The organism is Thioalkalivibrio sp. AKL7, assembly GCF_000381705.1.
Classification (GTDB): domain Bacteria; phylum Pseudomonadota; class Gammaproteobacteria; order Ectothiorhodospirales; family Ectothiorhodospiraceae; genus Thioalkalivibrio; species Thioalkalivibrio versutus.
Window position 1 is genome coordinate 497245 of sequence record NZ_KB906947.1, and the last position, 23179, is coordinate 520423.

Below are 23179 nucleotides of genomic sequence, written 5' to 3' on the forward strand. Positions count from 1 at the left end.
GCCGACTCCCGGTGGACCTCCTATTCGGACGGTGGCTCCATCACCGAGGTTCCCCCGAGATACGGGCGCAGTTTTTCCGGGATGCGGATCGAGCCGTCCGCCTGCTGGTGATTCTCCAGCAATGCGACCAGGGCCCGGCCGACCGCAACCCCGGAGCCGTTGATGGTGTGCACCAGCTCCGGGCGTTCGCCCGCCTTCGGTCGGAAGCGCGCCTGCATGCGGCGCGCCTGGAAGGCCTGGAAGTTGGAGCAAGAGGAGATCTCGCGGTAGGCATCCTGGGCCGGCAGCCAGACTTCCAGGTCATAGGTGCGCGCCGCGGCAAAGCCCATGTCCCCGGCGCTGAGGAGCATCACGCGGTACGGCAGTTCCAGCGCCTGCAAGACCCGCTCGGCATGGCCCAGGAGTTCCTCCAGTGCGGCATCCGAGCTCTCCGGCTGCACGATCTGCACCAGCTCCACCTTCTCGAACTGGTGCTGCCGGATCAGGCCGCGCACGTCGCGCCCATAGCTGCCCGCCTCGGAACGAAAACACGGGGTGTGGGCCACCATCTTCAGTGGCAAGGCCTCGGCATCGAGGATCTGCTCGCGCACCAGGTTGGTCAGGGTGACCTCGGCGGTGGGGATCAGACGGTAGCGCTGGTCACAATCGACCGAGAACAGGTCATCGTCGAACTTCGGCAACTGCCCGGTCCCCTCCAGCGATTCGGGATTGGCCAGGTAGGGGACGTACGTCTCCTGGTAGCCGTGCCCGCCGGTGTGCAGATCCAGCATGAACTGGGTCAGTGCCCGGTGCAGGCGCGCCATCTGACCGCGCATTACCACGAACCGCGAACCGGCCACCCGCACCGCGGCCTCGAAATCCAGCCAGCCACCGGGCAGGCCCAGGTCCACGTGATCGCGCGGCGTGAAATCAAAGGTCCGGGGGGTTCCCTCGCGGCGGACCTCGACGTTGTCTTTCTCGTCCAGTCCGTCGGGCACGTCCGCCTGCGGCAGATTCGGGATCTGCATCAGCATCGCATCCAGCTCCTGCTGGACCCCGTGCAGATCGGTCTCGCACTGCTTGAGCTCGTCGCCCAGGCGCCCGACCTCGGCCTTCAGCGGCTCGATGTCCTCGCCCCGCGCCTTCGCCTGCCCGATACCCTTGGAGCGGGTGTTGCGGTCGGCCTGCAGCTCCTGGGTGCGCATCTGCAACGCCTTGCGGCGGGCCTCCAGGGCCTTGAAGCGTTCGCGGTCCAGGGTATAGCCACGGCGTTCCAGAGCGGTGGCAGTCGCATCCAGGTCCTGGCGCAGGCTGTGGATATCAAGCATGACGGATTTCCGGCAAGGGGTGGAAAGAACGACGGGGAAGTCTACGGTTGCCGCCCCGTGGCGTCCACGGTCGCGGCCAATGCCCTCACGAGGCGACCGGCCCGACCCCCAGCAGGAATCGAGTTCCATGGAGCCCCGCTGCCGCAGCCAGCACGCAGACCAGCAGGCTCGCGAGCATGTAGCCCAGTGCACGCGCCCAGGCGCCTACATCCACCATGTGAACGACTTCCAGGGAGAAGGTTGAAAACGTCGTGAACCCCCCGAGCACCCCCACTACCAGCAACAAGCGCCAGGCAGGGTGCAGTTCCAGGCGCTCCACCAGCACCACGGCCAGTACCCCGATCAGGAACGAGCCAAGGATGTTGATGCTCAAAGTCCCCCAGGGGAAGGCACGCCCGAAGTGCGCCACCATCCACTCCTGCATCCCCAGGCGCAGTGCCGAGCCCAGCGCACCGCCGGCCGCCACTGCCAGATACGAGCCCAGCCCAATGCCCATCATCACGTCCCGCTTGCGGAAAAGACCCACAGTTTATGCGATCACCTCGCACGGACCCAGCAGACCCCTACCATCGAGGCCATGAGCGCCCATCCCGCCACACCGCCGACCGAGGCCGCCGCACAGGCGCTGGCCACGGTCATTGAGGCTCTGACCACCGAGCTGCCCTCGGACGCCCTGGTGGTCGAGGCCGCGGAACGCCGAGCCTACGAGTGCGACGGTCTCTCCGCCTACCGCCAGATCCCCGGGGCCGTGGCCCTGCCACGGACCCACGAAGAACTGCTGACCTGCCTGCGGCTGTGCCGCGAGCACGGGGTCCCGATCGTGCCGCGCGGGGCTGGCACCGGGCTGTCCGGCGGCGCCCTGCCCAGCGAGACTGGGCTGCTGCTGTCCCTGGCGCGCTTCAATCGCATCCTGGAGATCGATGCCGACAACCGCTGCGCGGTCGTCCAGCCCGGCGTGCGCAACCTCGCGATCTCCGAGGCGGCGGCCCCGCAGGGGCTCTACTACGCACCCGACCCGTCCTCGCAGATCGCGTGTTCCATCGGCGGCAACGTGGCCGAGAACGCGGGAGGCGTGCATTGCCTCAAGTACGGACTCACCGTGCACAACGTGATCGGGCTGGAACTGGTCACCCTGGAGGGCGAGATCATCCGCCTCGGCGGCAAGACGCTGGATAGTGCCGGACTGGACCTGCTCGCCTTCATGGTTGGCTCGGAGGGCATGCTGGGCATCGTCACCGAAGTCACCGTGCGCCTGCTGCCCCGCCCCGAGCGCACCCAGGTCCTGCTGGCCAGCTTTGACCAGGCCGAGGCCGCCGGACGCGCAGTGGCAGGCATCATCGCCGCCGGACTGATTCCCGCCGGGCTGGAAATGATGGACAACGCTGCCATCCGCGCTGCGGAGGACTTCGTCCACGCCGGCTACCCGGTGGAGGCGGCCGCGATCCTCTTGTGCGAACTCGACGGGACCAACGCCGAGGTCTCCGAGGACGTCATGGTGGTACGCCAGAAGCTCCTGGATTTGGGGGCCACCGAGGTGCACACCGCCCGCGACGACGCCGAACGCGCATTGTTCTGGGCCGGGCGCAAGGCCGCGTTCCCTGCCGCCGGGCGTATTTCGCCGGACTACTACTGCATGGACGGGACCATCCCGCGCCACCAGATCGGGACGGTGCTGGAACGAATCAACACCCTGTCGCGCGAGGTTGGCCTCGGCGTGTGCAACGTGTTCCACGCCGGTGACGGCAATCTGCATCCACTGATCCTCTACGACGCCAACCAGTCCGGGCAACTGGAAACCGCGGAGGCCTTCGGCCAGCAGATCCTCGAACTCTGCGTGGAGGTGGGTGGCACCGTCACCGGGGAACACGGCGTAGGCGTGGAAAAGCTGGACGGCATGTGCGTGCAGTTCGCCGCGCCGGAACTGGAGCAGTTTCACCACCTGCGCCGCGCGTTCGACCCGCTGGGGCTGCTCAACCCCGGCAAGGCCATCCCCACCCTCGCCCGCTGCGCCGAGTTCGGGCGCCAGCACGTCCACGGTGGGCAGCTGTCGCACCCGGAACTCCCGCGCCTGTAGGATGACCGGCTCGACCGAACCGAGCTAAACCTCCAATGCCCCGGGCCACCCTTGCTACCGCACTGGCCGACGACTTCTCGGGAGCCGTCGACGCCACCCTGAGGGCGCTGCAAGCGTTGATCCCGCTGGACATGTGGATGCTCACGCGGGTCGAATCCGACGACTGGGTGGTATTGCACACCCACGGCCACGCACCGCGCATCCGTCCCGGGGCCGCATTCAGCTGGCAGCACTCCTACTGCGTGCACATGAACGCCGGAGACGGACCCAACATCGCCGCCGACGCACGCACGGTTCCAGCCTATGCCAGTGCCCCGATCAATGACGTCGCAACGATTGGCTGCTACATCGGGTTCCCGCTGTACGATGCCGATGGCGAACTCTTCGGCACGCTTTGCGGATTGCATCCCGAACCCATGGACTCCGCGATCGAACACCATGAGCCGGTCGTGCGTGCCCTGGCAGGATCGCTGGGGCACCTGCTGCGTCTCAGCCAGCGCGCCGAGGGGCTGGACCGGTTGCGACAGCACGCTGCGCTGGCCGCCCACGGTGATCCCCTGACCGGCGTGCTCAACCGCCACGGCTGGGAGCTCGCGCTGGACGCGGAGGAGACCCGCTGCCAACAGAGCGGCCAACCCGCCGGCATCATCCTGTTCGATCTCTTCCCCGGGGACTCGAGCGTGGACAGCACTGGCATTCAGGATGACACCGAACTGGTTCGCGCGATCCTCGCCCTGCAGGGCCTGGCAGGCCCCACCGACCTGATCGGTCGACTCGGCGGCACCCGCTTCGGCCTGCTCGCGATCGACTTGAGGGCGCAACCCCTGGCGGCGCGGGCGCGACACATCCGCCAGGCCCTGTCCGCAAAGGCCATCCCCGCGGCCATTGGCCACGCCATGCGCGAACCCGGTGCTGGAAGCCTGCAACACGCCCTGAAGCGCGCGGAACGCGAACTGCGACCGGCAGCGCGACCCGCGATCTCCTAGACTTTTTCCATCCTGCGCGGCGAACCGCCGTCCCACCGTCTCGACGGAATGTCCCATGGCCCGAATCTTCGACCCCCCCGATACCGCGCCCTCGCCGTTCAACCTCGGGGTCGATCACGTCCTGAAACTGCTCCGCCGGATCGCCCCCCTAGACGTCTGGATGCTGACCCGCATCGAGGGCAACGAGCAGATCGTGGTGCGCGCCGACGACCACGGGTACGGCATTCAGGCCGGCACGGCCTTTGACTGGAGCAACTCCTTCTGCATCCGCATGCTCGCCGAACGCGGCCCGCGAATCACGCCGGACGTACAACAGGTTCCCGCCTACCAGGAAGCCCTCGCCGCACAACCCGATCCCCCCGCCATCGGCAGCTACATCGGGTTTCCGGTACAGGACCACGAATACGAGATGTATGGCGTACTTTGCGCGATAAATCCGGAGCCCATATCGGCCGACATCGAAGCGCAATCCGACCAGATCCAGGCCGCCGTCACCGTCATCGAGGCACTGATCCGTCAGCGCCGCCAGATCGACGAACTGGAACGCGAGCGCGAGGCCCTGCGACTGGAGGCCTACAACGACGCCCTTACCGGCACCTACAACCGGCGCGGCTGGCTACTCGCGTTGAGCGCCGAGGAACAGCGCTGCCAGGATCACAACCTCCCGGCGGGCATCGTCGCCATCGACCTCGACAACCTGAAGACCGTCAACGACCAGGACGGCCATGACGCCGGCGACCGATTGATCAAGGCGGCTGGCCAGGCCCTGCGGGATGCCAGTCGCGAAATCGACATCGTTGCCCGCCTGGGTGGAGACGAGTTTGGCGTGCTGCTGCCGGAGACGCCGGCCGACCACCTCCCCGGGATCGCGAACCGGCTGCGTGCGGCGCTGCAAGAGGCCGGTGTGTCGGCCTCTATCGGTTACGCCTGCCGCACCGTCAGCGGGTCCCTGCCCGAGGCCCAGACCAGCGCCGATGCCGCGATGTACGCCGACAAGCGCCAGCGCCGCGGAACCCCCGGGCCCTGACGCCCTCGCGCGGCAAGCGCGATCGCCCTTTTCCTCCCGGCCCAACACACTTCACGCACCCCTCTGCCGCGGGCCGGTCGATGGTTTACCATTCACCTAATCCGCATCCGGACGTCCCCTTCGCTACGAGGCCGTTTCATGAGCAAAACCGTCACGCTGACCGACAACACCACCGGCAAGAGCATCGAACTGCCGATCCAGGAGGGCTCGCACGGCCCGAACTGCCTGGATGTCCGCACCCTGTACAAGGAGCTCGGCTACTTCACCTATGACCCGGGGTTCATGTCCACGGCCAGCTGTCGTTCGGACGTCACCTTCATCGACGGCGACGAGGGCACCCTGCTCTACCGCGGCTACCCGATTGAACAGTTGGCGGAAGAAAGCACCTATCTCGAGGTCTGCTATCTGCTGCTGAACGGCGACCTGCCTGCCGCCGACGACCTGCACGATTTCTCGCGCATCATCAAGGAGCACTCGATGCTGCACGAGGCCGTGCGCCGCTTCTTCGACGGCTTCCGCCACGACGCGCATCCAATGGCGATCATGGTCGGTGTGGTCGGCGCGCTATCGGCCTTCTATCACGACAACGTGGACGTGCATAACCCGGAACATCGGCGCATCGCCGCGCACCGGCTGATCTCCAAGATGCCCACCATCGCCGCCTGGTCGTACAAGTACGCCAACGGCCAGCCGTTCATGTACCCGGACAACAACCTGTCCTACACCGCCAATTTCCTGGCGATGATGTTCGGCGTGCCCAGCGAGCCCTACCAGCCGAACCCGGTGTTCGTGCGCGCGCTCGACCTGATCCTGATCCTGCACGCCGACCACGAGCAGAACGCCTCGACCTCCACCGTGCGCCTGTCCGGCTCCTCCGAGGCCAACCCGTTCGCCGCGATCTCCGCCGGCATCGCCTCACTTTGGGGCCCACTGCATGGGGGGGCGAACGAGAAGGTCATCCGCATGCTCGAGGAGATCGTGAACTCCGACAAGAGCGTGGAGGACTTCGTGGCCCGCGCGAAGGACAAGAACGACTCCTTCCGCCTGATGGGCTTCGGCCATCGCGTGTACAAGAACTACGATCCGCGCGCCAAGATCATCCGCAAGATGTGCCACGACCTGCTGGCGGAGATGGGCGACATGGGCGCCGATAACCAGCCCCTGTTCGACGTCGCCATGGAGCTGGAACGTATCGCGATGGAGGACGACTACTTTATCGAGCGCAAGCTCTACCCCAACGTGGACTTCTACTCCGGCATCATCCTGCGCGCGATGGGCATCCCGTTGAATATGTTCACCGTGATCTTCGCCCTCGCCCGCACCGTCGGCTGGATCTCGCACTGGAACGAAATGATGCAGGATCCCGAATCCCGCATCGGCCGCCCGCGCCAGCTCTACACCGGCTACCGCTCGCGCGACTACACCTCCATCGAGGAACGCTAGAGAGACGCTGGTCCGGTCCATGCGTACGTCCGCGTTGGCACCCCATGTTTTCCGCGACCCGATACGGCACATCGACTGGTAGACGCGCTACCGGACGGTGTCCTCTCTTTGGAGGTCGCAAAACAAATCGGGGAGCGTGGAGCCCCACCCCACGACCGATGGAACGCCGGGGCTTGGCCGCTTCTGCCCCGCGACGGTGTTGCCGTGCGAGCGCGAACACGTGCGTTGATCCGCATCCACCCCAGGCGGGCATCCGATCGGATGCTTGCCGAACCCCTGCGCCGGTGCTATCTACTGGGTAGTAACAAGGGAGGGAGTGCTCATGTCCACCGACCGTTTTTTCATTTTGTTTGCCGGTATTGTCGTCCTGGTCAGCGTACTGCTCACCTGGCTGGCCAGCCCCTGGTGGCTGCTGCTCGCCGTCTTCATGGGCATCCACCTGATTCAGGCCTCGTTTACCGGCTTCTGCCCGCTGGTAATGATCCTGAAATCCATGGGGCTCAAGCCCGGCGAAATCTTCCCCTGAACCCGACACGCGCGGTGGATGGCGAGGAAACCCCATCGACTACGCGCCCCTTGTGTTCGTAAGCGGCAGACTGCATATTAGCCTTAGCTAATACTTAACCAGGAGACACCATCCATGAGCATTGACCGCATCGTCCTCGCCTTCGCCGGCACCGTCGTGATCATCAGCGCCATCCTCGGGTGGGTCTTCACCCCGATGTGGCTGATCCTGACCCTGTTCGTCGGCGCCAACCTGTTGCAGTCCGCCTTCACCGGCTTCTGCCCGCTGGCCATGATCCTGAAGGCGATGGGCGTGAAGCCCGGGGAAGCCTTCAACTAAAACCAAGGGGTCCCCACTCCTTCCAAGGCCCGGGCACCGCTGGTCCCGGGCCTTTTTGTTTGCGCCGCCCGCGAGTGATCAACGCCTGTCTACACTTCAGGTGATACCCACTCACGCTGAGCGTAGGCCCAATGCGATTTCGAGACCGAAATGAAGCCGGCGAGCAACTCGCACATGCCCTGGACCGCTATCGCGGCCAACCCGGCGTTGTGTATGCCTTGCCGCGTGGCGGAGTCCCCCTGGGGATCGCCGTCGCCCGGCACCTGGGCATGCCCCTCGATCTCCTGATCCCGCGCAAGATCGGCCACCCGTTCCATCCCGAGTACGCGATCTGTGCCGTGCCCGAGCAGGGCGAACCGGTCTGCAATCCACGCGAGGCGGAACGGCTCGATCCAGGCTGGCTGGACCAGGCCGAGGCGCGCGAACGCGCCGAAGCCCGGCGCAGGCGCCAACTGTACTGCACGACGCCTTCCCCGGACGTTGGCGGCAAGCTGGCGATCATTGTCGACGACGGGATCGCCACCGGACTCACCATGCGCGCCGCGATCCGCGACGCACGTCAGCGCCGGCCTCGCCATCTGGTCGTGGCGATCCCGGTGGCACCAGAGGAGACCGCGGCGCGCCTGGAAAACGAGGTCGATGAACTGGTCACCCTGGACATCCCCGAGTACTACCGCGGCTCGGTGGGGGCGTACTACGAGGATTTCGAACAAGTCTCCGACGACGCGGTCATCGCGATGATGGCCTCCGTCCACCGTGCGGAAAACCCCGATGTCTCGCGCGAATGAACAGTCCGTCGACCTGGCCCTGGACGGCCAGGTCCACCAGGGGATTCTCGGCGTACCCGAGACACCCATTGGTCTCGTCGTTTTCGCGCACGGTAGCGGTAGCAGCCGCCTGAGCCCGCGCAATCATCAAGTGGCGCGGACACTGCAGGCCAGCCGCATCGCCACCCTGATGTTCGATCTGCTGACCGAAGGGGAAGATCGCACCTACGCCAACCGCTTCGATATCGAACTCCTCGGCCGGCGGCTGGTGCAGGCCTGCCAATGGGCGGCCGCCCAGCCTCGCCTGGCACCCCTGCCGCTCGGGCTGTTTGGCGCCAGCACCGGCGCCGCGGCAGCGTTGCAGGCCGCCGCCGCAGCGCCGGAGACCATCCGGGCCGTGGTCTCGCGCGGCGGGCGCCCGGATCTGGCGGGCGCCGCCCTGCCCCGAGTCGAGAGCCCCACCCTCCTCATCGTGGGCGGTGACGACACCATGGTGATTCAACTGAATCGCCAGGCGCAGGCGCTCATGCACGCGCGCTGCGAGCTCCAGGTCGTACCCGGCGCCAGCCACCTGTTCGAGGAACCGGGCACGCTGGAACAGGCAGCCGAACTCGCGGCCGCCTGGTTCAGCGAGTGCTTGCCTACGGCGTAATGGCGACCTTCAGCACGCCGTCGCGTTGATGCGAGAATAGTTCGTAGGCCGTCTCGATATCCGCCAGCTTGTAACGGTGCGTCACCATCGGCGTCAGGTCCACGCGCCCCGAGGCCACGACCTCCATCAACCGCCGCATGCGTTCTTTCCCGCCGGGGCACAGGGTGGTCACGATGGTGTGATCGCCCAGCCCGGCCGCAATCGCATCCAGCGGCATGGACAGCTTGCCCGAATACACCCCGAGGCTGGAAAGCGTCCCGCCCGGTTTCAGGATGCGCAGACAGGCCTCGAAGGTCTGCTGCTGCCCCAGGGCCTCGATGGCCACATCGACCCCGCGCCCGCCAGTCAGCTCCATGATCGTCTCGACCGGGTCCTGCTCGCGGAAGTTGATTGCCACATCCGCGCCCAGCTTGCGGGCAGTCTCCAGGCGCTCCGGCACCCCGTCCACCACGATGATCCGGGTGGCCCCCATGAGCTTGGCACCCGCCGTGGCACAAAGGCCGATAGGGCCCTGGGCGAACACGGCCACCGTATCACCGATGTGGATGTGCCCATGCTCGGCGCCGCCGAAACCGGTGCTCATGATGTCCGGACACATCAGCACCTGTTCGTCGCTCAGGCCGTCCGGCACCGGGGTCAGATTCGCCTGCGCATTGGGGATGCGCACGTACTCCGCCTGACAGCCATCGATCGTGTTTCCCAGCTGCCAGCCACCCATCGCCTTGCCACCACACTGGCTGGAGATGCCCTCCAGGCAGGAATGGCATTGCCCGCAGGGCGTGATCGCGCCCGCGATGACCCGCTGGCCGACCTCATAGCCGGTCACTGCGTCCCCGAGGCGTTCGATCACCCCAACCGGTTCGTGCCCCACGATGCGGCCCGCCTCCACCGGGTACTCGCCCTTGAGGATATGCACATCGGTCCCGCAGATAGTCGTGGTCGTCACCCGCAGCAGGGCGTCCGTCGGCCCGATCTCCGGGATTGGACGCTCCTGCAACTCGATCCGCCCGGGTTCGACAAAAACTGCCGCCTTCATCGTGCTCATACCAACCTCCTTTGTAGCGTTCCCGGAAAAATGAACCACCCGCTTTCCATGATTTCGAGTGCAGCGAGCCAATCGATCGGGCCTGGCCATCCGCTGTTCATGGATTGCTTCGCCGCGGCGCTACCCGCAAGCGCGGCTCATCCAGCGTTTTCCCCAAGGGGCGGCATGCCGTTATGCACACCCTGTTCGTCGAACATAGCAGGCTTCTCCCTTACCCTGCCGGCCCGACCTTCCCGCGCATCGCGACGCCCCGCTCGCCTCCCTTACAATGAGCCTACATCTGCTGTTCAGGATCGCCTGTGATCTCGCTCATTCCCCGCCTGTTTCAACGCGCCCCGGCCCTCGATCCCGAAAGCCGGGCCTGGATCCACGCCATCTTCGATTGGGCCGGGAACGAACCACACCTGGGATCGATGCTGCGCAAGGCACATCTGGTACTGCCCACGGCCGAGCACTTCCCCGGGCAAGCCGACAATCGCCAGGCCATGGCTCAACTGGTGTTCGATCGCGTGCTGGAACATGCCGGGCTCGGGGACAGTCCGTTCCGGCTCGTGCACCCTGGAAACCTGATGGACGATCCCATCCCCTGGGATGCGATGAATACGGCCCGACCGAGCCGCAACCCGGGGGAGCCCCAGTCGGCGGGCGTCGGCATCCCCTACGACCCGGAGCTCGTCGCCCATTCCCAGGCGCTGATTGCCCACTTCGCGCGCGAGATCGCCTTGCGCCTGCTCGCCACGGCTGGCGAGCCCCCACCCGCCCTGGAGGGTAACGAGGCCCATATCGCGGAACTCCTCGCCACCCAGATGGGCTTCGGGGTCATGCTGGCCAATACTGCCTTCCAGGTCCGCGTGAATCAGTGCGGTGCCTGCAAGGGGCCGAGCGCCGAACGCGAAACCGCACTCTCGCGCGACGACCTTGCCTACGCCCTGGGGTTGTTCTGCCGGCGGCACGCCATCCCGCCGTCCCGAGCGAGGGCTCACCTGAATACCCCGTTGCGCCCGGCCCTGCGCCACGCATTGCGCGATCTCGCCCGTCGCGAGCGTGAAGCCGCGAGCGGCGCCGCCTGATCGGCCCGTCCTACGGGCCCCAGTTGCACAGCCGCCAGGCGTGGCGTTATTCAATCCGTTTTATAAGACTTCTTCCGTACCTTACTGTCGAATAGTCAGATTTACCTGATCGAAAGTGGATACCACTTAGCGCGGGGTCTCGGCGCGTTGAAGAGCGGTGCCCGGGCATCTAGTTATCAGAGTTGCGAAACCACAGCTTTCTGGAGGCTCATCATGACCACCCTGCGTTACTGCCTTGCTGCCCCGATCTTCCTGGCGTTTGCCGCCGCGCCCCTGCACGCCAGCGAGGGTACTTTCGACACCCCGACGCTGATCCCCGAGCTTGCGGTCAAGGCCGCAGAGGCCGCGGTCGAGGCCTGCCGCGAACGCGACACCCAGGTCACTGCAGCCGTGGTCGACCGACATGGCACCCCCCAGGCCCTGAAGCGCGACCGCTTTGCCGGCCCGCACACGGTAGATACCGCCATCCGCAAGGCCTGGACCGCCGTCAGCTTCCGCACCGACACCCTGGAGCTTCGCGAGATGACGGAACCGGGAGAGGCCGGCTATGGCATCCAGCACCTGCCGGGGGTCAGCACTCTGGGCGGCGGCAAGCAGATCACCACCGGTGGTCGGATTGTCGGCGGGATCGGCATCTCCGGCGCCCCCAGCGGACAGGTCGATGACGAATGCGCGGCAGCCGGCATCGACGCCATCACCGAAGACCTGCTCTGACCCCACCATCTGCCGGGGCCTTCTCGCGCGAGCGGAGGGCCCCGTTCATCGCATGACCACGCCAGCCGTTTCAGGCGCCGAGCAAACCGCTTCGCTGAAGCCCGTCGAAGATAAACTGCATCGCCAGCGCACTCAGCAGCACGCCCAGGATGCGCGTGAGCACATGCGCGCCGGTGACGCCCAGCCAGTGCTGCAGACGTGACGCCACCAGCAGGCACACCAGCGCAAGCACCATAACGGCCACCAACGCCCCGAGCACCACGGCCTGGGCCACCCAGTCGCCCTCGGCCCGGCTCATCATCAGGATCGCGGCTCCCATCGCGCCGGGGCCGGCCAGCAAGGGCGTGGCCAACGGAAAGATCGACAAGTCCTTGCGGGTGCGCGCCTCCTGCGTCTCGGCCGCCGTGGCCGACACCCCGCCCGAGCTGCGGGCAAACACCATGTCGATCCCAATCAACAGCAGCAGGATCCCGCCTGCGGTGTACAGCGCCGCCAGCGAGATCCCCAGCAGCGACAGCAGCGCCTCCCCGACCAGCGCAAACAGCAACAGGATGCCGCCCGCGACCGCCGCCCCGCGGATGGCCATGGCACGGCGCTGGGCTGGGTCCACGCCCCGACTGAGGACCGCGAATACCACCGCGACATCCACCGGCCCGATGGTCACGAAAAACGTGGCCAGCGCGACGATTCCCAGTTCCAGCATGGCGGATCCCTCCTCTGGCGGCTGTTCTTCAACGGCCATGACACGCCCGGAATGGGCCTGGCCATCCGGGGTTTAAGTTGCCCTTCGTGATCGACGAACCTACTTTAGCGCGTTCTGAAACGCTTATTGGGGAGCCATCGAGTCATGAAACGTCGTGTTGTCGGTCATCTGACGCTGGCCAGTCTGCTTGCATCACCCGCCCTCGCTCATGCCCAGGAGGCCGCTCAGACACTGGGCACCGTATCGGTTACGGCCACCGGATACGAGACCCTGATCGACGAGACGCCGTCCTCCGTCACCGTGATCGAGGCCAGCGAAATCCGCAACCGCGAGGCCCGCACCCTCGGCGACCTCCTGCGCGGCCAGCCGGGTGTCGCCACGGCCGTGGACGGATCGGTGGGCTCCGATCCGATCATCCGCGGCCTGAAGCGCGACCAGGTGCTGGTTCTGGTGGACGGCGTGCGCATCAATGCGATGCAGCCGCCGGCCCGCGGCTCGCTGGCTTCCTATGTCAACGTCGACCTGATCGAACGCATCGAGATCGTGCGCGGCCCGGGCTCCGTGCTCTACGGCGCCGGCGCCATGGGCGGCGTGATCAACATCATCACCCGCGGCGGCGATTTCACCGACGAACCCGAGACCCGCGGCTTCTCCCGCCTGGGCGTCACCTCGGTGGACGAAGGCATCCGCGGCGCGGTCGGCGTCACCGTCTCCAACGACCGCAACGTGCTGGACCTCTCCACCGCCTACCTGAACACCGACGACTACAAGAACGGCGACGGCGACCGTCTGCGCGACTCCGGCACCGAACAGAACGCCTACCACCTGCGCTACCGCGGCAAGCTGGCACCAGGCCACGAAGTCCAGTTCCGCGCCCAGCGCGACGAGCGCAAGGACGTCTGGTACCTCGCCTCGCGCAACTTCAACACCGATGAACCCCGGGAAGGATCTATTGATCCGCCGATGGGGCTGAATACGCACTACACCCCGCGCCAGACCCGCGACCTGTACGAACTCCGGTACGAAGGCGAACTGAATGGCGCCTGGGCACCGCGTGTCGAAGCCTCGGTCTACCGCCACGAACTATCGCGCGGCAACTACGACTGGAACAAACAGCTCGGACGGGACTACCGCACGTCCGACACGGACTTCACGACTGATGGACTGCGTCTTCAGGCCGAATTGATACCCACCGATGACCAGATCCTGCTGGTCGGAGCCGAGGCCTGGCGTCTTCGTGCAAGCCCCGAATCGTATTTCGGGACCGAGAGCAATGAGTTCCAACCAGGCGAGTATGTCAATCCGTTTATCGATACGCCTCAGCCTTTGGTAGAGAACGGCCGCATTGAGTCGGTGGGGATATTCGCGCAGCACGAAACCTACCTGGACTGGGCCACGGTCAATCTTGGTGTACGGTACGACGAGATTTCCGGGAAAGCGGATGATGCGTTCATGGTCGCCCCCCCACTCGACAAGACCGACCGTAACCTCAGCTGGTCGGCCGGGTTGACCTGGCACCTGTATGAGGCCTTTAACCCGTATTTCAGCCTCTCCGAGGGCTATCGCTCTGCCAGTCTGCTGGAACGCTATCTCACCTACCCCTACAGCGACGGTTACACCTGGCTCAGCAATCCCCAGCTGGACCCGGAACGGAACCGCACGTTCGAGGTGGGCGCACGCGGCCAGATCGGCGCGACCTCCTACACCGTATCCGCTTACGAAAGCCGGATCCGCGACTACATAGGTGGCGAAGTAATCGGCTCCGAAACCAAGCAGACGATCAACCTCGACGAGGCCCGCATACACGGCATCGAAGCCCTGGTGGAGCACGCGTTTACCGCTGCGATCACCGGCTACGCCAGTGGTACCTGGATCCGCGGCGAGAACCGCGACCGCCGCTTTGACGAGCCGCTGACCCAGATGCCGCCGCCGGAGGCCAGCGTCGGGCTCAGCCATTCTGTCGCACAGGGCTGGCAATGGGATGCCCGCATCCGGGCCGTGGCGAGCCAGAGCCGGACGGCCGACACCTTCACGGAGAACAGCGAACGCAACACCTCCGGATTCGCCACCGCCGATCTCGCTGTCGGCTACCGCTTCGGGCCGAGCGCCGGCTTTCGTTCCAATGAGATCACCTTTAGCGTGACCAACGTCGCGAACAAGGCCTATCGCGAGCACGTCAACGAGATGACCGAGGCACGCCTGGACCCGGCCAATGGCGTACAGGATATCTGGGCCCCCGGCCGCAGCTTCGGGCTGACCTGGAACGCCGAGTTCTAGACCGGCCCCGCCTTCGCCCCCAAGACAAGACAAGGACAACACCATGCGTTTACGCGTAATCGATTTTGGCCAGCAGCCCGCCGTGCGGTCCCAGGCGGTCTACCACGGCATCGCCGAGGCCATGGGCAAGGACGACGATCCGGTGCTCACCCTGGTCAACCCCGACGACCCGTATGTCTGCGTCGGGCTGCATCAGGAGATTGCCCTGGAGGCCGACGAAGACTTCTGCAAGGAACAGAACCTGCCGATCATCCGCCGTCATGTCGGTGGCGGTGCGGTGTATCTGGACCACAACCAGATGTTCTTCCACTTCATCTATCCGTCGTCCAAGGCCCCGCGGATCGTCTCCGACATCTACAAAAAGTTCATCGACCCGGTGATCAACACCTACCAGGACCTGGGCGTGAACGCGACCTTCCGCCCGGTGAACGACATCCACGTGGACGGACGCAAGATCGGTGGCACGGGTGCCGCCAGCATTGGCAACGCCACCGTGATGGTCGGCAGCTTCATGTTCGACTTCGACACCGCGACCATGGCGCGTTGCCTCAAGGTCCCTTCGGAGAAGTTCCGCGACAAGCTGCGCGCCGGCATGGAGGACTACATCACCACGTTGTCACGCGAACTCGGCGAGATGCCTGCCCGCGAGACCGTGCGCGATGCCTTCCTGAAACGCGTGGCCAGCGACCTCGCCGTCGAGGTCGATATGAGCGAACCCACGGCCGAGGAAACCGCCGCCATTGAGGAACAGATGGCCGAGCTGACCGACCCCGAATGGACCTACCGCAAGGGCCGCAAATTCGTCGAGATGGGGGTCAAGATCGCCGCCGGAACCCACCTGACCGAAGGTTCCCACAAGGCCCCCGGCGGGCTGATCCGGGCCCAGCTGATGGAGAAGGACGACCACATCGCCGATCTCCTGCTGTCCGGCGATTTCACGGTCTTCCCGGAAGACGGCATGGATCGCATCGCCGACGCCCTGCACGGCCAGCCACTGGAAGAAGAAGCCCTGCGGACTGCTGCGACCACCTGCATGCAGGAGATCGGCCTGGACGCCCCGGGCATCGAAGCCAGCGACATCGCGACGGCGATCCTCGCCTGCGTCCACCGCGAGCCTCATTGAGCGGTCACGCGCAAGGCTTCGCATCCAAACAGAAACGGCCGGACCACCCTCTTGGTGGTCCGGCCGTTTTGACGTTATTGCAGCTTTCTGAGTACGACGACCCTCAGGCCGAATCCAGGCACTCCGCACGACTGGGCGCGGTGTTGAGCCGGTCGCGATCACTTGTGTACGGCTCCGTTCGGGAGGCGGCACGATCCGCAGTCTTCAGGATCTCCGCGGCCCATTCAGGAAGCTCCGGCGAGAGCCGATAATAGATCCAGTTGCTCTCGCGCCGGGTCCGCACCACCTGATAATGGCGCAGAGCGGCCAGGTGACGCGATACCTTCGGCTGGGACATCTCCAGAGCGTGGGTCAGCTCGCAGACACACAGCTCCCCTTCCGCCTGCATCAGCAAGAGCGAGCGAAGCCGTGTCTCGTCGGCCAGCAAGTTAAACAGGTCCGTAGGGTTAAGCGACATACCGCATCCAGCAAAAATCCTTGGACGAACTATATCCCGACAGCTCAGGTGGAACAACGAATAGGCGTCCCCACGATTCCGCCCCAGTCCAGGACGAGCAAGCCGGTTGCGGCATTTCGAACATCCGGCCGCACCTCCCTGGAAGACGTCCGACGTTTTCGCTCGTTACGTCTTCGATTCGTGTATGATGCGGGGTTGGCAGTTGCCATCCGATTTTCGCCGGGCCTTCGTTTCCGGCCTGTGTGAGTACCCTCAATGTCTGATTCCCCCTCCTTCTCCCAGCTCGGGCTTTCCGAGTCGCTGGTTCATGCCCTGTCGAACATGGGCTTCACGACCCCGACCCCGGTCCAGGCCGCCTGCATCCCCGCGCTGCTGGAAGGCCGCGATGTGCTGGGCGAAGCCCAGACCGGCACCGGCAAGACCGGGGCCTTCGGCCTGCCGCTGATTGACCTGATGGACGCCGGCAAGCGTGTGCCCCAGGCACTGGTGCTGGCTCCGACGCGCGAGTTGGCCAACCAGGTCGCCGGCGCCCTGACTGAATTCGCCCGCGAGTTCTCTGGCATCGATGTGCTGCCCGTCTACGGCGGCCAGCCGATGGGCGAACAGCTGCGCGCCCTGCGCAAGGGCCCGCAGATCGTGGTCGGTACGCCCGGCCGCGTGGTCGACCACATCAAGCGCGGCACCCTGAACCTGGACGCCCTGCGCGTCGTGGTGCTGGACGAAGCCGACGAAATGCTGCGCATGGGCTTTGTCGAAGAGATCGAGTGGATCCTGGAACAGACCCCGGAAGCGCGCCAGACCACCCTGTTCTCCGCCACCATGCCGGCGCCCATCCGTCGTATCGCGCACCGCCACATGCGCGAACCGGAAGAGATCAAGATCGGCGCCGGCAACGAGGCCGGAACCGACATCGACCAGAGCTATTGCCTGGTCGATGCCCGCCACAAGGTGGAGGCCCTGACCCGTCTGATGGAGACCGAGGCAGACCTGGACGGCGCGGTCGTCTTTGCCCGTACCAAGGCCTCCACGGTCGAGATCGCCGATTCACTCGGCCAGGCCGGCATCGCCGCGTCCGCGCTGAACGGCGACATGGAACAAGCCGAGCGCGAGCGTGTGGTCAGTGACCTGCGCGACGGCCGCCTGGATGTCATCGTCGCCACCGACGTCGCCGCCCGCGGCATCGATGTGCCGCGCATCAGCCACGTCTTCAACTTCGACGCCCCCGGCGATGCCGAGGTCTACGTCCACCGCATCGGCCGTACCGGTCGCGCCGGCCGCAAGGGCCGCGCCATCCTGTTCCTGGAGCCGCGCAAGCGCCGCATGCTGAAAGACATCGAACGCCTCACCGGCAAGCCGGTGCGCGAACAGCCGGTGCCCGACCGCCAGGCCGTACAGGCCCGCCGCGAGACGCGCTTCGCCGAGCGCGTTCAGGCCCTCCTGGGCAGCGAACAGAACTCCGGACACGAAGCCCTGGTCGATCGCCTGCTGGCCGACAGTGGCGTATCCGAGCGCGAACTCGCCACCGCCCTGGTCGCACTGGCCACTGCCGGCAGCCCGCTGGATGCCAACGCCAACAAGGGCGCCGATCCGCTGCTGGCGGCCGCCCGTGCCCCCTATTCCGAACGCGGCGACAACCGCCGGGACAGCAAGCCCCGGGGCGAGCGTCCGTCGCGCGGCAAGGATCGCGAGCCGGAAGCCGACATGGTGCGCTACTACATGCCGGTCGGCCGCAACAACGGCGTGGCGCCGGGTGCCATCGTTGGCGCACTGGCCAACGAGGGCGGCCTGAACGGCCGCGACATCGGCCGCATTGGCCTGCGTGACGACCACAGCCATGTGGATCTTCCGGCGTCGCTGGACGAAGCCGCGATTCGTCGCCTGGGCAACATCCATATTGCCAACCGCAAGCTGGAACTGACCCTTCAGGCCCCGCGCCCGGGCCAGGCCGCGAACCAGGACGACGCGCGCAAGCCTGCGCCGCGCAAGACCGCCAAGCCGCGCAGTGACAAGCCGGAGACCAGCGGCAGGTCCAAGCCGACCAGCAAGCCCACACCGGCCAAGCGCGGCCCGGCCCCGGGCAACGGCAAGCGCCCGGCCTATGCCGCCGCACCCGGCAAACGCCCCGTACGCAAGGGTACCAGTGGGCCCAAGAACACCGGCTCGCGCGCGGACGGCACGCTGATGATCAAGCGCAAGGCCGCCAACGGCTAAGCGCGGCAACTCAAAGGCGCGTACCAGACAACGCCCGCGGCCTCCGAAAGGAGCCGCGGGCGTTTCATTTGGACGTTCAGAAATCTCCGGTGCGCCCCGCCTCGACGATGCTGTAGATCGTGTCGCGCACCTCGCGGGCCACGACCTCGAGATCCTCGGGGAGATCCGTCGCATGCAGCATCATGTCCATGTTGGTGGTGACGATCCAGCCCTGCCCCTCGTCATCCTCCACCACTGCGATACGACAGGGCAGAAAGCTCGCATAGATGATGTCGTGCTTCACCATCTGGTTGGCGATCAGGGCATCACAGAAGGCGAGAATACGCATGTAATTGCCCTCGCCGCCCATTGCCTGCACCTGATCCGACAGCGGCAAATCGGCGACCTCCTGGAAATTGCGCAGATTGGCCCGCAATTTCATCGACTCGATGGCCTCGTCGATGGTGACACCCTCTTCGATCTTGAAAATCTCGGCACTCTGCCGAACCATCTGTTGCAACGTTTCAGGATCCAGCGCCTCGTCCCCCTCCGTCGATTCGGACGCGGTCAGCGGAAGCGGCAGCAGCAATAACAACAACACGAGCATCCAGACTTTCATCGCGCACTCCTGGTTCGGGTGGACGGGAGAGCCCGCCGGCCGAAAGCCCTTGCGGCCCTCCCTCAGTGCGAATCTAGATCATGCGCATGCACTTCACCGAATCTACCGCGCCTGGACGCGGGAGATTCGCCGTCGGCGCCGGGCCGCGCACGGGCCCGGCCGATACGATCCACAGCAGCACCTTAACGCCGGATCAAGCAGTAGAGCTGCTCGTACTTGCCATTGGTGTGGTCGGTCCGGCCCACCTCGTCCTGCCAACCCCAACGATCGGCAGGAAACAGCTGACGCATCGTTGGCACTGCGCAATGGTAGGGCGGCCCGCCCTCGCGAACGGTCTGCATGAAACACGCAAACAGTTCACCGCCTTCACGCAGCCAGCCATGCAGCTTCGCCTCGTAGGCCGACCACTGCTCGGGCGGCAGGGCACAAAGAGATGTCTGCTCGTAGATGCCGTCCACTGGCCCCTCTGGTTGCCAGGCGAGCATGTCCGCCTGCACCACTTCCGCCTCCAGCCCGGCCTGCGCCAGTTCGCGGCGCAAGTGCTCTACCGGCGTTGGCGCCACATCCAGCCCGGTCACACGGAAACCCCGCGTGGCCAAAGCCGGCACCTCGTGACCAAAACCGCAACCGGGCACCACAATCCGCGAACGGGGTCCCAGCGCGGTGACCTCCAACCACCGCTCCAGCGAAGGGCTGGGCGCGCCGCGATCCCAACGGGTCGAACCCGCCTGATAGCGCGCCTCCCAGTCGGTCTCGGCATCCAGAACTTCGGAATCAACTGGCGAACCTTCGGAAATTGGCATCACTCCCCTTCTCGGCACAGGATAGGAAATGCATAGACCCTACCAAACCACGAATAACTCCCGGAGACCTCGATGGACCGTACTCAACTGCCCTATCGCATCCACCGCCAGGAACTCGGCCCGATGGAGAACTTCGTCTATCTGATCGAGGATCGCGCCAGCCATCGTGGTGCGGTGGTCGATCCAGCCTGGGACCCGGAGGCGATCATCCGTCAGGCCCGCGAAAATGAAGTCGACATCTCCGACATCCTGCTGACGCACAGCCACCACGACCACATCAACGGGGTCGAGGCAATCCTTGAACACTATCCAAATGCGCGGCTGCACCTGCTCAAGCCCGAGGCCGAATTCTGGGGAAAGGAGCTGGAACGTCCGGAACTGCACCACGGTGGCGACGAGATGCGTCTGGGCGACACCGAGATCCGCTTCCTGCATACACCCGGCCACACCCCCGGCTCCGCCTGCTTCCACATGCCGGCGGGCGACGACCTGATCACCGGCGACACCCTGTTCGTCTTCGGCTGCGGCCGCTGCGACCTGGCCGGCGGCGATCCGGAACAGATGTTTCACACCCTCAACGGCCTGCGCGAGGGGCTTCCGGCCCATACCTGCATCCACCCGGGCCACAACTACGCGGAAAAGGCGGAATCCACCCTGGCGGAGGAGGATGCGGGCAACCCCTTCCTGCACTTTGACGACAAGGACGCCTTCGTCCATTACCGCATGCATGAACACGACCGAGTACGCAGTACGCCCTATCACCCCGTCCCGAGAGGATAAGGACGGCGGACGGGGCCGGAAAACCACAACACACTCAGCGCGACGGCTTGCTGCCTCGGGGCTCATCACGATCCACCGTGCATCCAGTCGATGCCAGCGCAGCTGGATAGACTTCCTGGCTACGAACCAGGTGTGTGCCTCAACGTACAGACGTGGGTGACAGCGCTCCGCAACATCGTTGGTGCGTTCGCATCGCCGGGTCCAAGTGCCCGCGCGATGCACGCGACATCGACTTCCGGATTGAATGCCGGACCCACCAAGGAGCGACACCATGAAAACACTTGCCTCACTCAAACTCGCCGCAGCCACGGTCCCCATCTTCGTCTTTGGCCTGGGCGGTGTCATGACCGGCGCGATGGCCGGCGAACACGAGAAGGACTCGGACGACCACGAGATGATGGAAGAACGTGGCGCCGAAGGCTTCGACCGCGACGCCATGGAACAACCACGTGCGGACGCCCGTGACGATGCCCCCCATATCCAGCGCATGCCGGACCAGGGGCTGCACGTCTCGGACCTGATGGACCAGAAGATCCATAGCCGTGAAAGCCAGGACGAGATCGGGGAAGTCCATGACCTGGTCGTCGATCAGGCTGGCCGTATCGTCGCGGTCGTGATCGGCACGGGCAGCGGCGTTCTCGGCCTCGGCGGAAAGGACGTGGCGATCGCCTGGGACCGTATCGAGCGTACGTCCGAAGACGGAGAGGTCAAGCTTTACATCGACATGAATGAAGACACGCTGCAAGAAATACCGGAATACGAACGCGACTAACGCGTTGGTCGTCCTCGCCCCGAGGGGTACCACACTCCTCGGGGCCACCGACTCGCTACGCAGACATTGGTTATCTCGCGCGTCCGGGTGGGGCCCTGCACTTGCGCAAACACAGTGCGCCACCCAAACCGCCTAGCCGGTTTCCGGCTAGCAGGGCCGCCCGCCACTACGCCACCACCCCGGACACACGCCAATCACCGCACCCTGGAGGTGAGCCCAGGCGGGCCAGGCCCCACCCACGGCTGGCAGTTCAGTGGTGGACCCGACTCACCTTCCTCTCGAACTCTACGAGCTGCCCTTCGGCCGCGGCCCGGCTCACGCCATACCGCTCCTGGATACAGCCCACCAACTCGTCGCGTTCCCCCGCCACGGTTTCCAGTTCATCGTCGGTCAGCTGGTCCCAACGTGCCTTGACCTTGCCCTTGAACTGCTTCCAGTGATCTCTCGCGATATTCCAGTTCATCTCGCACTCCTCCGAATGGCTGGTCAGCTTGATTGCCGCCCGATCCAGAACCCTGCGGAGCACACCCGTGCCCGTCTGTGCGGGACCGCACAAACCCGCCCGAACTTCACGCGCAGCGTCCACCTGCGTTCTACCCATCAAGGGTCCTTCCCATCTTGAAAAGCACGATTTGGATCCACGGTTCCGCAGAACCCAGGGCTCTGTTGATTTTCGCCAACCAGGACACAGCGCGACCGGATGTCTGTGTGCGCCAACGTACAGATACCCCATCGCTGGAAACGTAATCTGATTCCGAGTATCGACCGGGACCATCCCGGCCACGCCCAGAACCCACCGAGACAACCACCCCACCCCATCCCTCCCCGGATGGGAACCAATCAGGAGAAACCTAATGACCAAAAGGCTAATCGCGCTCACGCTCTGTCTGGCCGGAACACTCCCCCTCGCCGTCCAGGCCCAGCAAGCCGGATCAACGGCAAACTTTGGACCTTCCATGGGGGACCGCGAGTTCTCGCTTTCCGGAAGCGGCAGCAGCGACCGCAAGTTCGACAGCACCAACTTCGGTATCTCGGGCGATATGGGCTGGTACCTGCGCGATCATTTGATCGTCGGGGTCCGCCAGAGCATCAACTACGCCGACATCGAGGGCGAGAACATAACCAATGACTTCTGGAATGGCGCCACGCGCGGCTACCTCAACTTCCAGACGACGGACGGCCGTCTGCGTCCCTTTGGTGGTGGCAGCCTGGGCTTCATCTACGGCGACGGCGTCAAGGACAGTGCGTTCGCCGGCCTGGAAGGCGGCCTGAAGTATTACGTCCTGGAGAACACTTACGTCCTGGGCCGCGTCGAATACCAGTGGTTCTTCAGCCGCTCCAGCGATGCAGAAGATGCCTTCCGCGATGGTGCGTTCGCCTACACCGTAGGCCTCGGCTACAACTTCTGACCCTTCTTGCCCGGGGTAGGGGCCATTCGAAAGAAGGCCTGCTGCCCTGCCCCGAGGCACACCACGATCAGAGGAGCAGCCGCCCCCCGCCACCATCCAATCGGGCCACAAAGTCGC

At 65.3% G+C, this 23179-nt stretch carries 24 protein-coding genes; 16 read left to right on the forward strand and 8 right to left on the reverse strand.

What is annotated here, in order from left to right; all coding sequences use genetic code 11:
- Positions 1–20 precede the first annotated feature (20 nt).
- Complete coding sequence (gene serS / locus G315_RS0102215; RefSeq protein ID WP_018145539.1) at positions 21–1307, reverse strand: serine--tRNA ligase; 1287 nt, start codon at positions 1305–1307, stop codon at positions 21–23.
- A gap of 85 nt (positions 1308–1392) precedes the next feature.
- Positions 1393–1803, reverse strand: a complete 411-nt coding sequence (gene crcB, locus G315_RS0102220; RefSeq protein ID WP_018145538.1) for a fluoride efflux transporter CrcB — start codon at positions 1801–1803, stop codon at positions 1393–1395.
- Positions 1804–1884: 81 nt separating this feature from the next.
- On the opposite strand from crcB, the gene G315_RS0102225 reads away from it, so the two are divergent.
- The 8 genes from G315_RS0102225 to G315_RS0102260 all read left to right on the forward strand — a co-directional run bounded on the left by G315_RS0102225 (position 1885) and on the right by G315_RS0102260 (position 9100).
- Complete coding sequence (locus G315_RS0102225) at positions 1885–3381, forward strand: FAD-linked oxidase C-terminal domain-containing protein (protein WP_018145537.1); 1497 nt, start codon at positions 1885–1887, stop codon at positions 3379–3381.
- A gap of 35 nt (positions 3382–3416) precedes the next feature.
- Positions 3417–4367, forward strand: a complete 951-nt coding sequence (locus G315_RS0102230) for a GGDEF domain-containing protein (RefSeq protein ID WP_018145536.1) — start codon at positions 3417–3419, stop codon at positions 4365–4367.
- A 55-nt stretch (positions 4368–4422) separates the two neighbouring features.
- A complete protein-coding gene (locus G315_RS0102235) occupies positions 4423–5394 on the forward strand; it encodes a sensor domain-containing diguanylate cyclase (protein ID WP_019611834.1) in 972 nt (323 codons plus the stop codon).
- A 138-nt stretch (positions 5395–5532) separates the two neighbouring features.
- Positions 5533–6837: a citrate synthase gene (locus tag G315_RS0102240; protein ID WP_018145534.1), complete on the forward strand. Its 1305-nt coding sequence runs from the start codon at positions 5533–5535 to the stop codon at positions 6835–6837.
- Between the two features lie 322 nt (positions 6838–7159).
- Positions 7160–7363 carry a DUF2892 domain-containing protein gene (locus tag G315_RS0102245; RefSeq protein ID WP_018145533.1) on the forward strand — a complete coding sequence of 68 codons (204 nt, stop codon included), beginning with the start codon at positions 7160–7162 and terminating at the stop codon, positions 7361–7363.
- 114 nt (positions 7364–7477) lie between these two features.
- Positions 7478–7681, forward strand: a complete 204-nt coding sequence (locus tag G315_RS0102250) for a DUF2892 domain-containing protein (protein WP_018145532.1) — start codon at positions 7478–7480, stop codon at positions 7679–7681.
- A gap of 131 nt (positions 7682–7812) precedes the next feature.
- Complete coding sequence (locus tag G315_RS0102255) at positions 7813–8469, forward strand: phosphoribosyltransferase (RefSeq protein WP_019611835.1); 657 nt, start codon at positions 7813–7815, stop codon at positions 8467–8469.
- Positions 8453–9100 carry a dienelactone hydrolase family protein gene (locus G315_RS0102260; protein ID WP_019611836.1) on the forward strand — a complete coding sequence of 216 codons (648 nt, stop codon included), beginning with the start codon at positions 8453–8455 and terminating at the stop codon, positions 9098–9100. Before G315_RS0102255 ends, G315_RS0102260 begins: the two co-directional genes overlap by 17 nt.
- On the opposite strand, the gene G315_RS0102265 is transcribed toward G315_RS0102260, so the two are convergent.
- Entirely contained in the window at positions 9090–10145 is a 1056-nt protein-coding gene (locus tag G315_RS0102265) for an NAD(P)-dependent alcohol dehydrogenase (RefSeq protein WP_018145529.1), read from the reverse strand. The two genes, G315_RS0102260 and G315_RS0102265, sit on opposite strands and share 11 nt — an antisense overlap.
- 299 nt (positions 10146–10444) lie before the next feature.
- Here G315_RS0102265 and G315_RS0102270 point away from each other — a divergent pair, with 299 nt between their 5' ends.
- Positions 10445–11215, forward strand: coding sequence for a hypothetical protein (locus G315_RS0102270; protein WP_018145528.1), 771 nt, complete (start codon positions 10445–10447; stop codon positions 11213–11215).
- Positions 11216–11428: 213 nt separating this feature from the next.
- Positions 11429–11929: a heme-binding protein gene (locus G315_RS0102275; RefSeq protein ID WP_018145527.1), complete on the forward strand. Its 501-nt coding sequence runs from the start codon at positions 11429–11431 to the stop codon at positions 11927–11929.
- A gap of 70 nt (positions 11930–11999) precedes the next feature.
- On the opposite strand, the gene G315_RS0102280 is transcribed toward G315_RS0102275, so the two are convergent.
- Positions 12000–12632, reverse strand: a complete 633-nt coding sequence (locus tag G315_RS0102280) for a MarC family protein (protein WP_019611837.1) — start codon at positions 12630–12632, stop codon at positions 12000–12002.
- A gap of 144 nt (positions 12633–12776) precedes the next feature.
- On the opposite strand from G315_RS0102280, the gene G315_RS0102285 reads away from it, so the two are divergent.
- Both G315_RS0102285 and G315_RS0102290 read left to right on the forward strand, forming a co-directional pair.
- Positions 12777–14909: a TonB-dependent siderophore receptor gene (locus G315_RS0102285; protein WP_018145525.1), complete on the forward strand. Its 2133-nt coding sequence runs from the start codon at positions 12777–12779 to the stop codon at positions 14907–14909.
- Between the two features lie 43 nt (positions 14910–14952).
- A complete protein-coding gene (locus tag G315_RS0102290; RefSeq protein ID WP_019611838.1) occupies positions 14953–16032 on the forward strand; it encodes a lipoate--protein ligase in 1080 nt (359 codons plus the stop codon).
- A gap of 103 nt (positions 16033–16135) precedes the next feature.
- Here the strand turns inward: G315_RS0102290 and G315_RS0102295 are convergent, their stop codons facing one another.
- Positions 16136–16489, reverse strand: coding sequence for a metalloregulator ArsR/SmtB family transcription factor (locus tag G315_RS0102295; protein WP_019611839.1), 354 nt, complete (start codon positions 16487–16489; stop codon positions 16136–16138).
- 255 nt (positions 16490–16744) lie between these two features.
- On the opposite strand from G315_RS0102295, the gene G315_RS0102300 reads away from it, so the two are divergent.
- Entirely contained in the window at positions 16745–18700 is a 1956-nt protein-coding gene (locus G315_RS0102300; protein ID WP_019611840.1) for a DEAD/DEAH box helicase, read from the forward strand.
- A gap of 76 nt (positions 18701–18776) precedes the next feature.
- Here the strand turns inward: G315_RS0102300 and G315_RS0102305 are convergent, their stop codons facing one another.
- Together G315_RS0102305 and G315_RS0102310 are read right to left on the reverse strand one after the other, a co-directional pair.
- Positions 18777–19298, reverse strand: a complete 522-nt coding sequence (locus G315_RS0102305) for a DUF302 domain-containing protein (RefSeq protein ID WP_019611841.1) — start codon at positions 19296–19298, stop codon at positions 18777–18779.
- A gap of 182 nt (positions 19299–19480) precedes the next feature.
- Complete coding sequence (locus G315_RS0102310; RefSeq protein ID WP_019611842.1) at positions 19481–20101, reverse strand: methyltransferase domain-containing protein; 621 nt, start codon at positions 20099–20101, stop codon at positions 19481–19483.
- Positions 20102–20173: 72 nt separating this feature from the next.
- Here G315_RS0102310 and G315_RS0102315 point away from each other — a divergent pair, with 72 nt between their 5' ends.
- Complete coding sequence (locus G315_RS0102315; protein WP_019611843.1) at positions 20174–20881, forward strand: MBL fold metallo-hydrolase; 708 nt, start codon at positions 20174–20176, stop codon at positions 20879–20881.
- A gap of 271 nt (positions 20882–21152) precedes the next feature.
- Complete coding sequence (locus G315_RS0102320) at positions 21153–21653, forward strand: PRC-barrel domain-containing protein (protein WP_019611844.1); 501 nt, start codon at positions 21153–21155, stop codon at positions 21651–21653.
- Between the two features lie 250 nt (positions 21654–21903).
- Here the strand turns inward: G315_RS0102320 and G315_RS14700 are convergent, their stop codons facing one another.
- Complete coding sequence (locus G315_RS14700) at positions 21904–22116, reverse strand: CsbD family protein (RefSeq protein ID WP_026182099.1); 213 nt, start codon at positions 22114–22116, stop codon at positions 21904–21906.
- Positions 22117–22507: 391 nt separating this feature from the next.
- Here G315_RS14700 and G315_RS0102330 point away from each other — a divergent pair, with 391 nt between their 5' ends.
- The gene (locus G315_RS0102330; protein WP_026182098.1) at positions 22508–23062 is read left to right on the forward strand and encodes an outer membrane beta-barrel protein; all 555 of its coding nucleotides are present in this window, start codon (positions 22508–22510) and stop codon (positions 23060–23062) included.
- Positions 23063–23179: the final 117 nt, after the last annotated feature.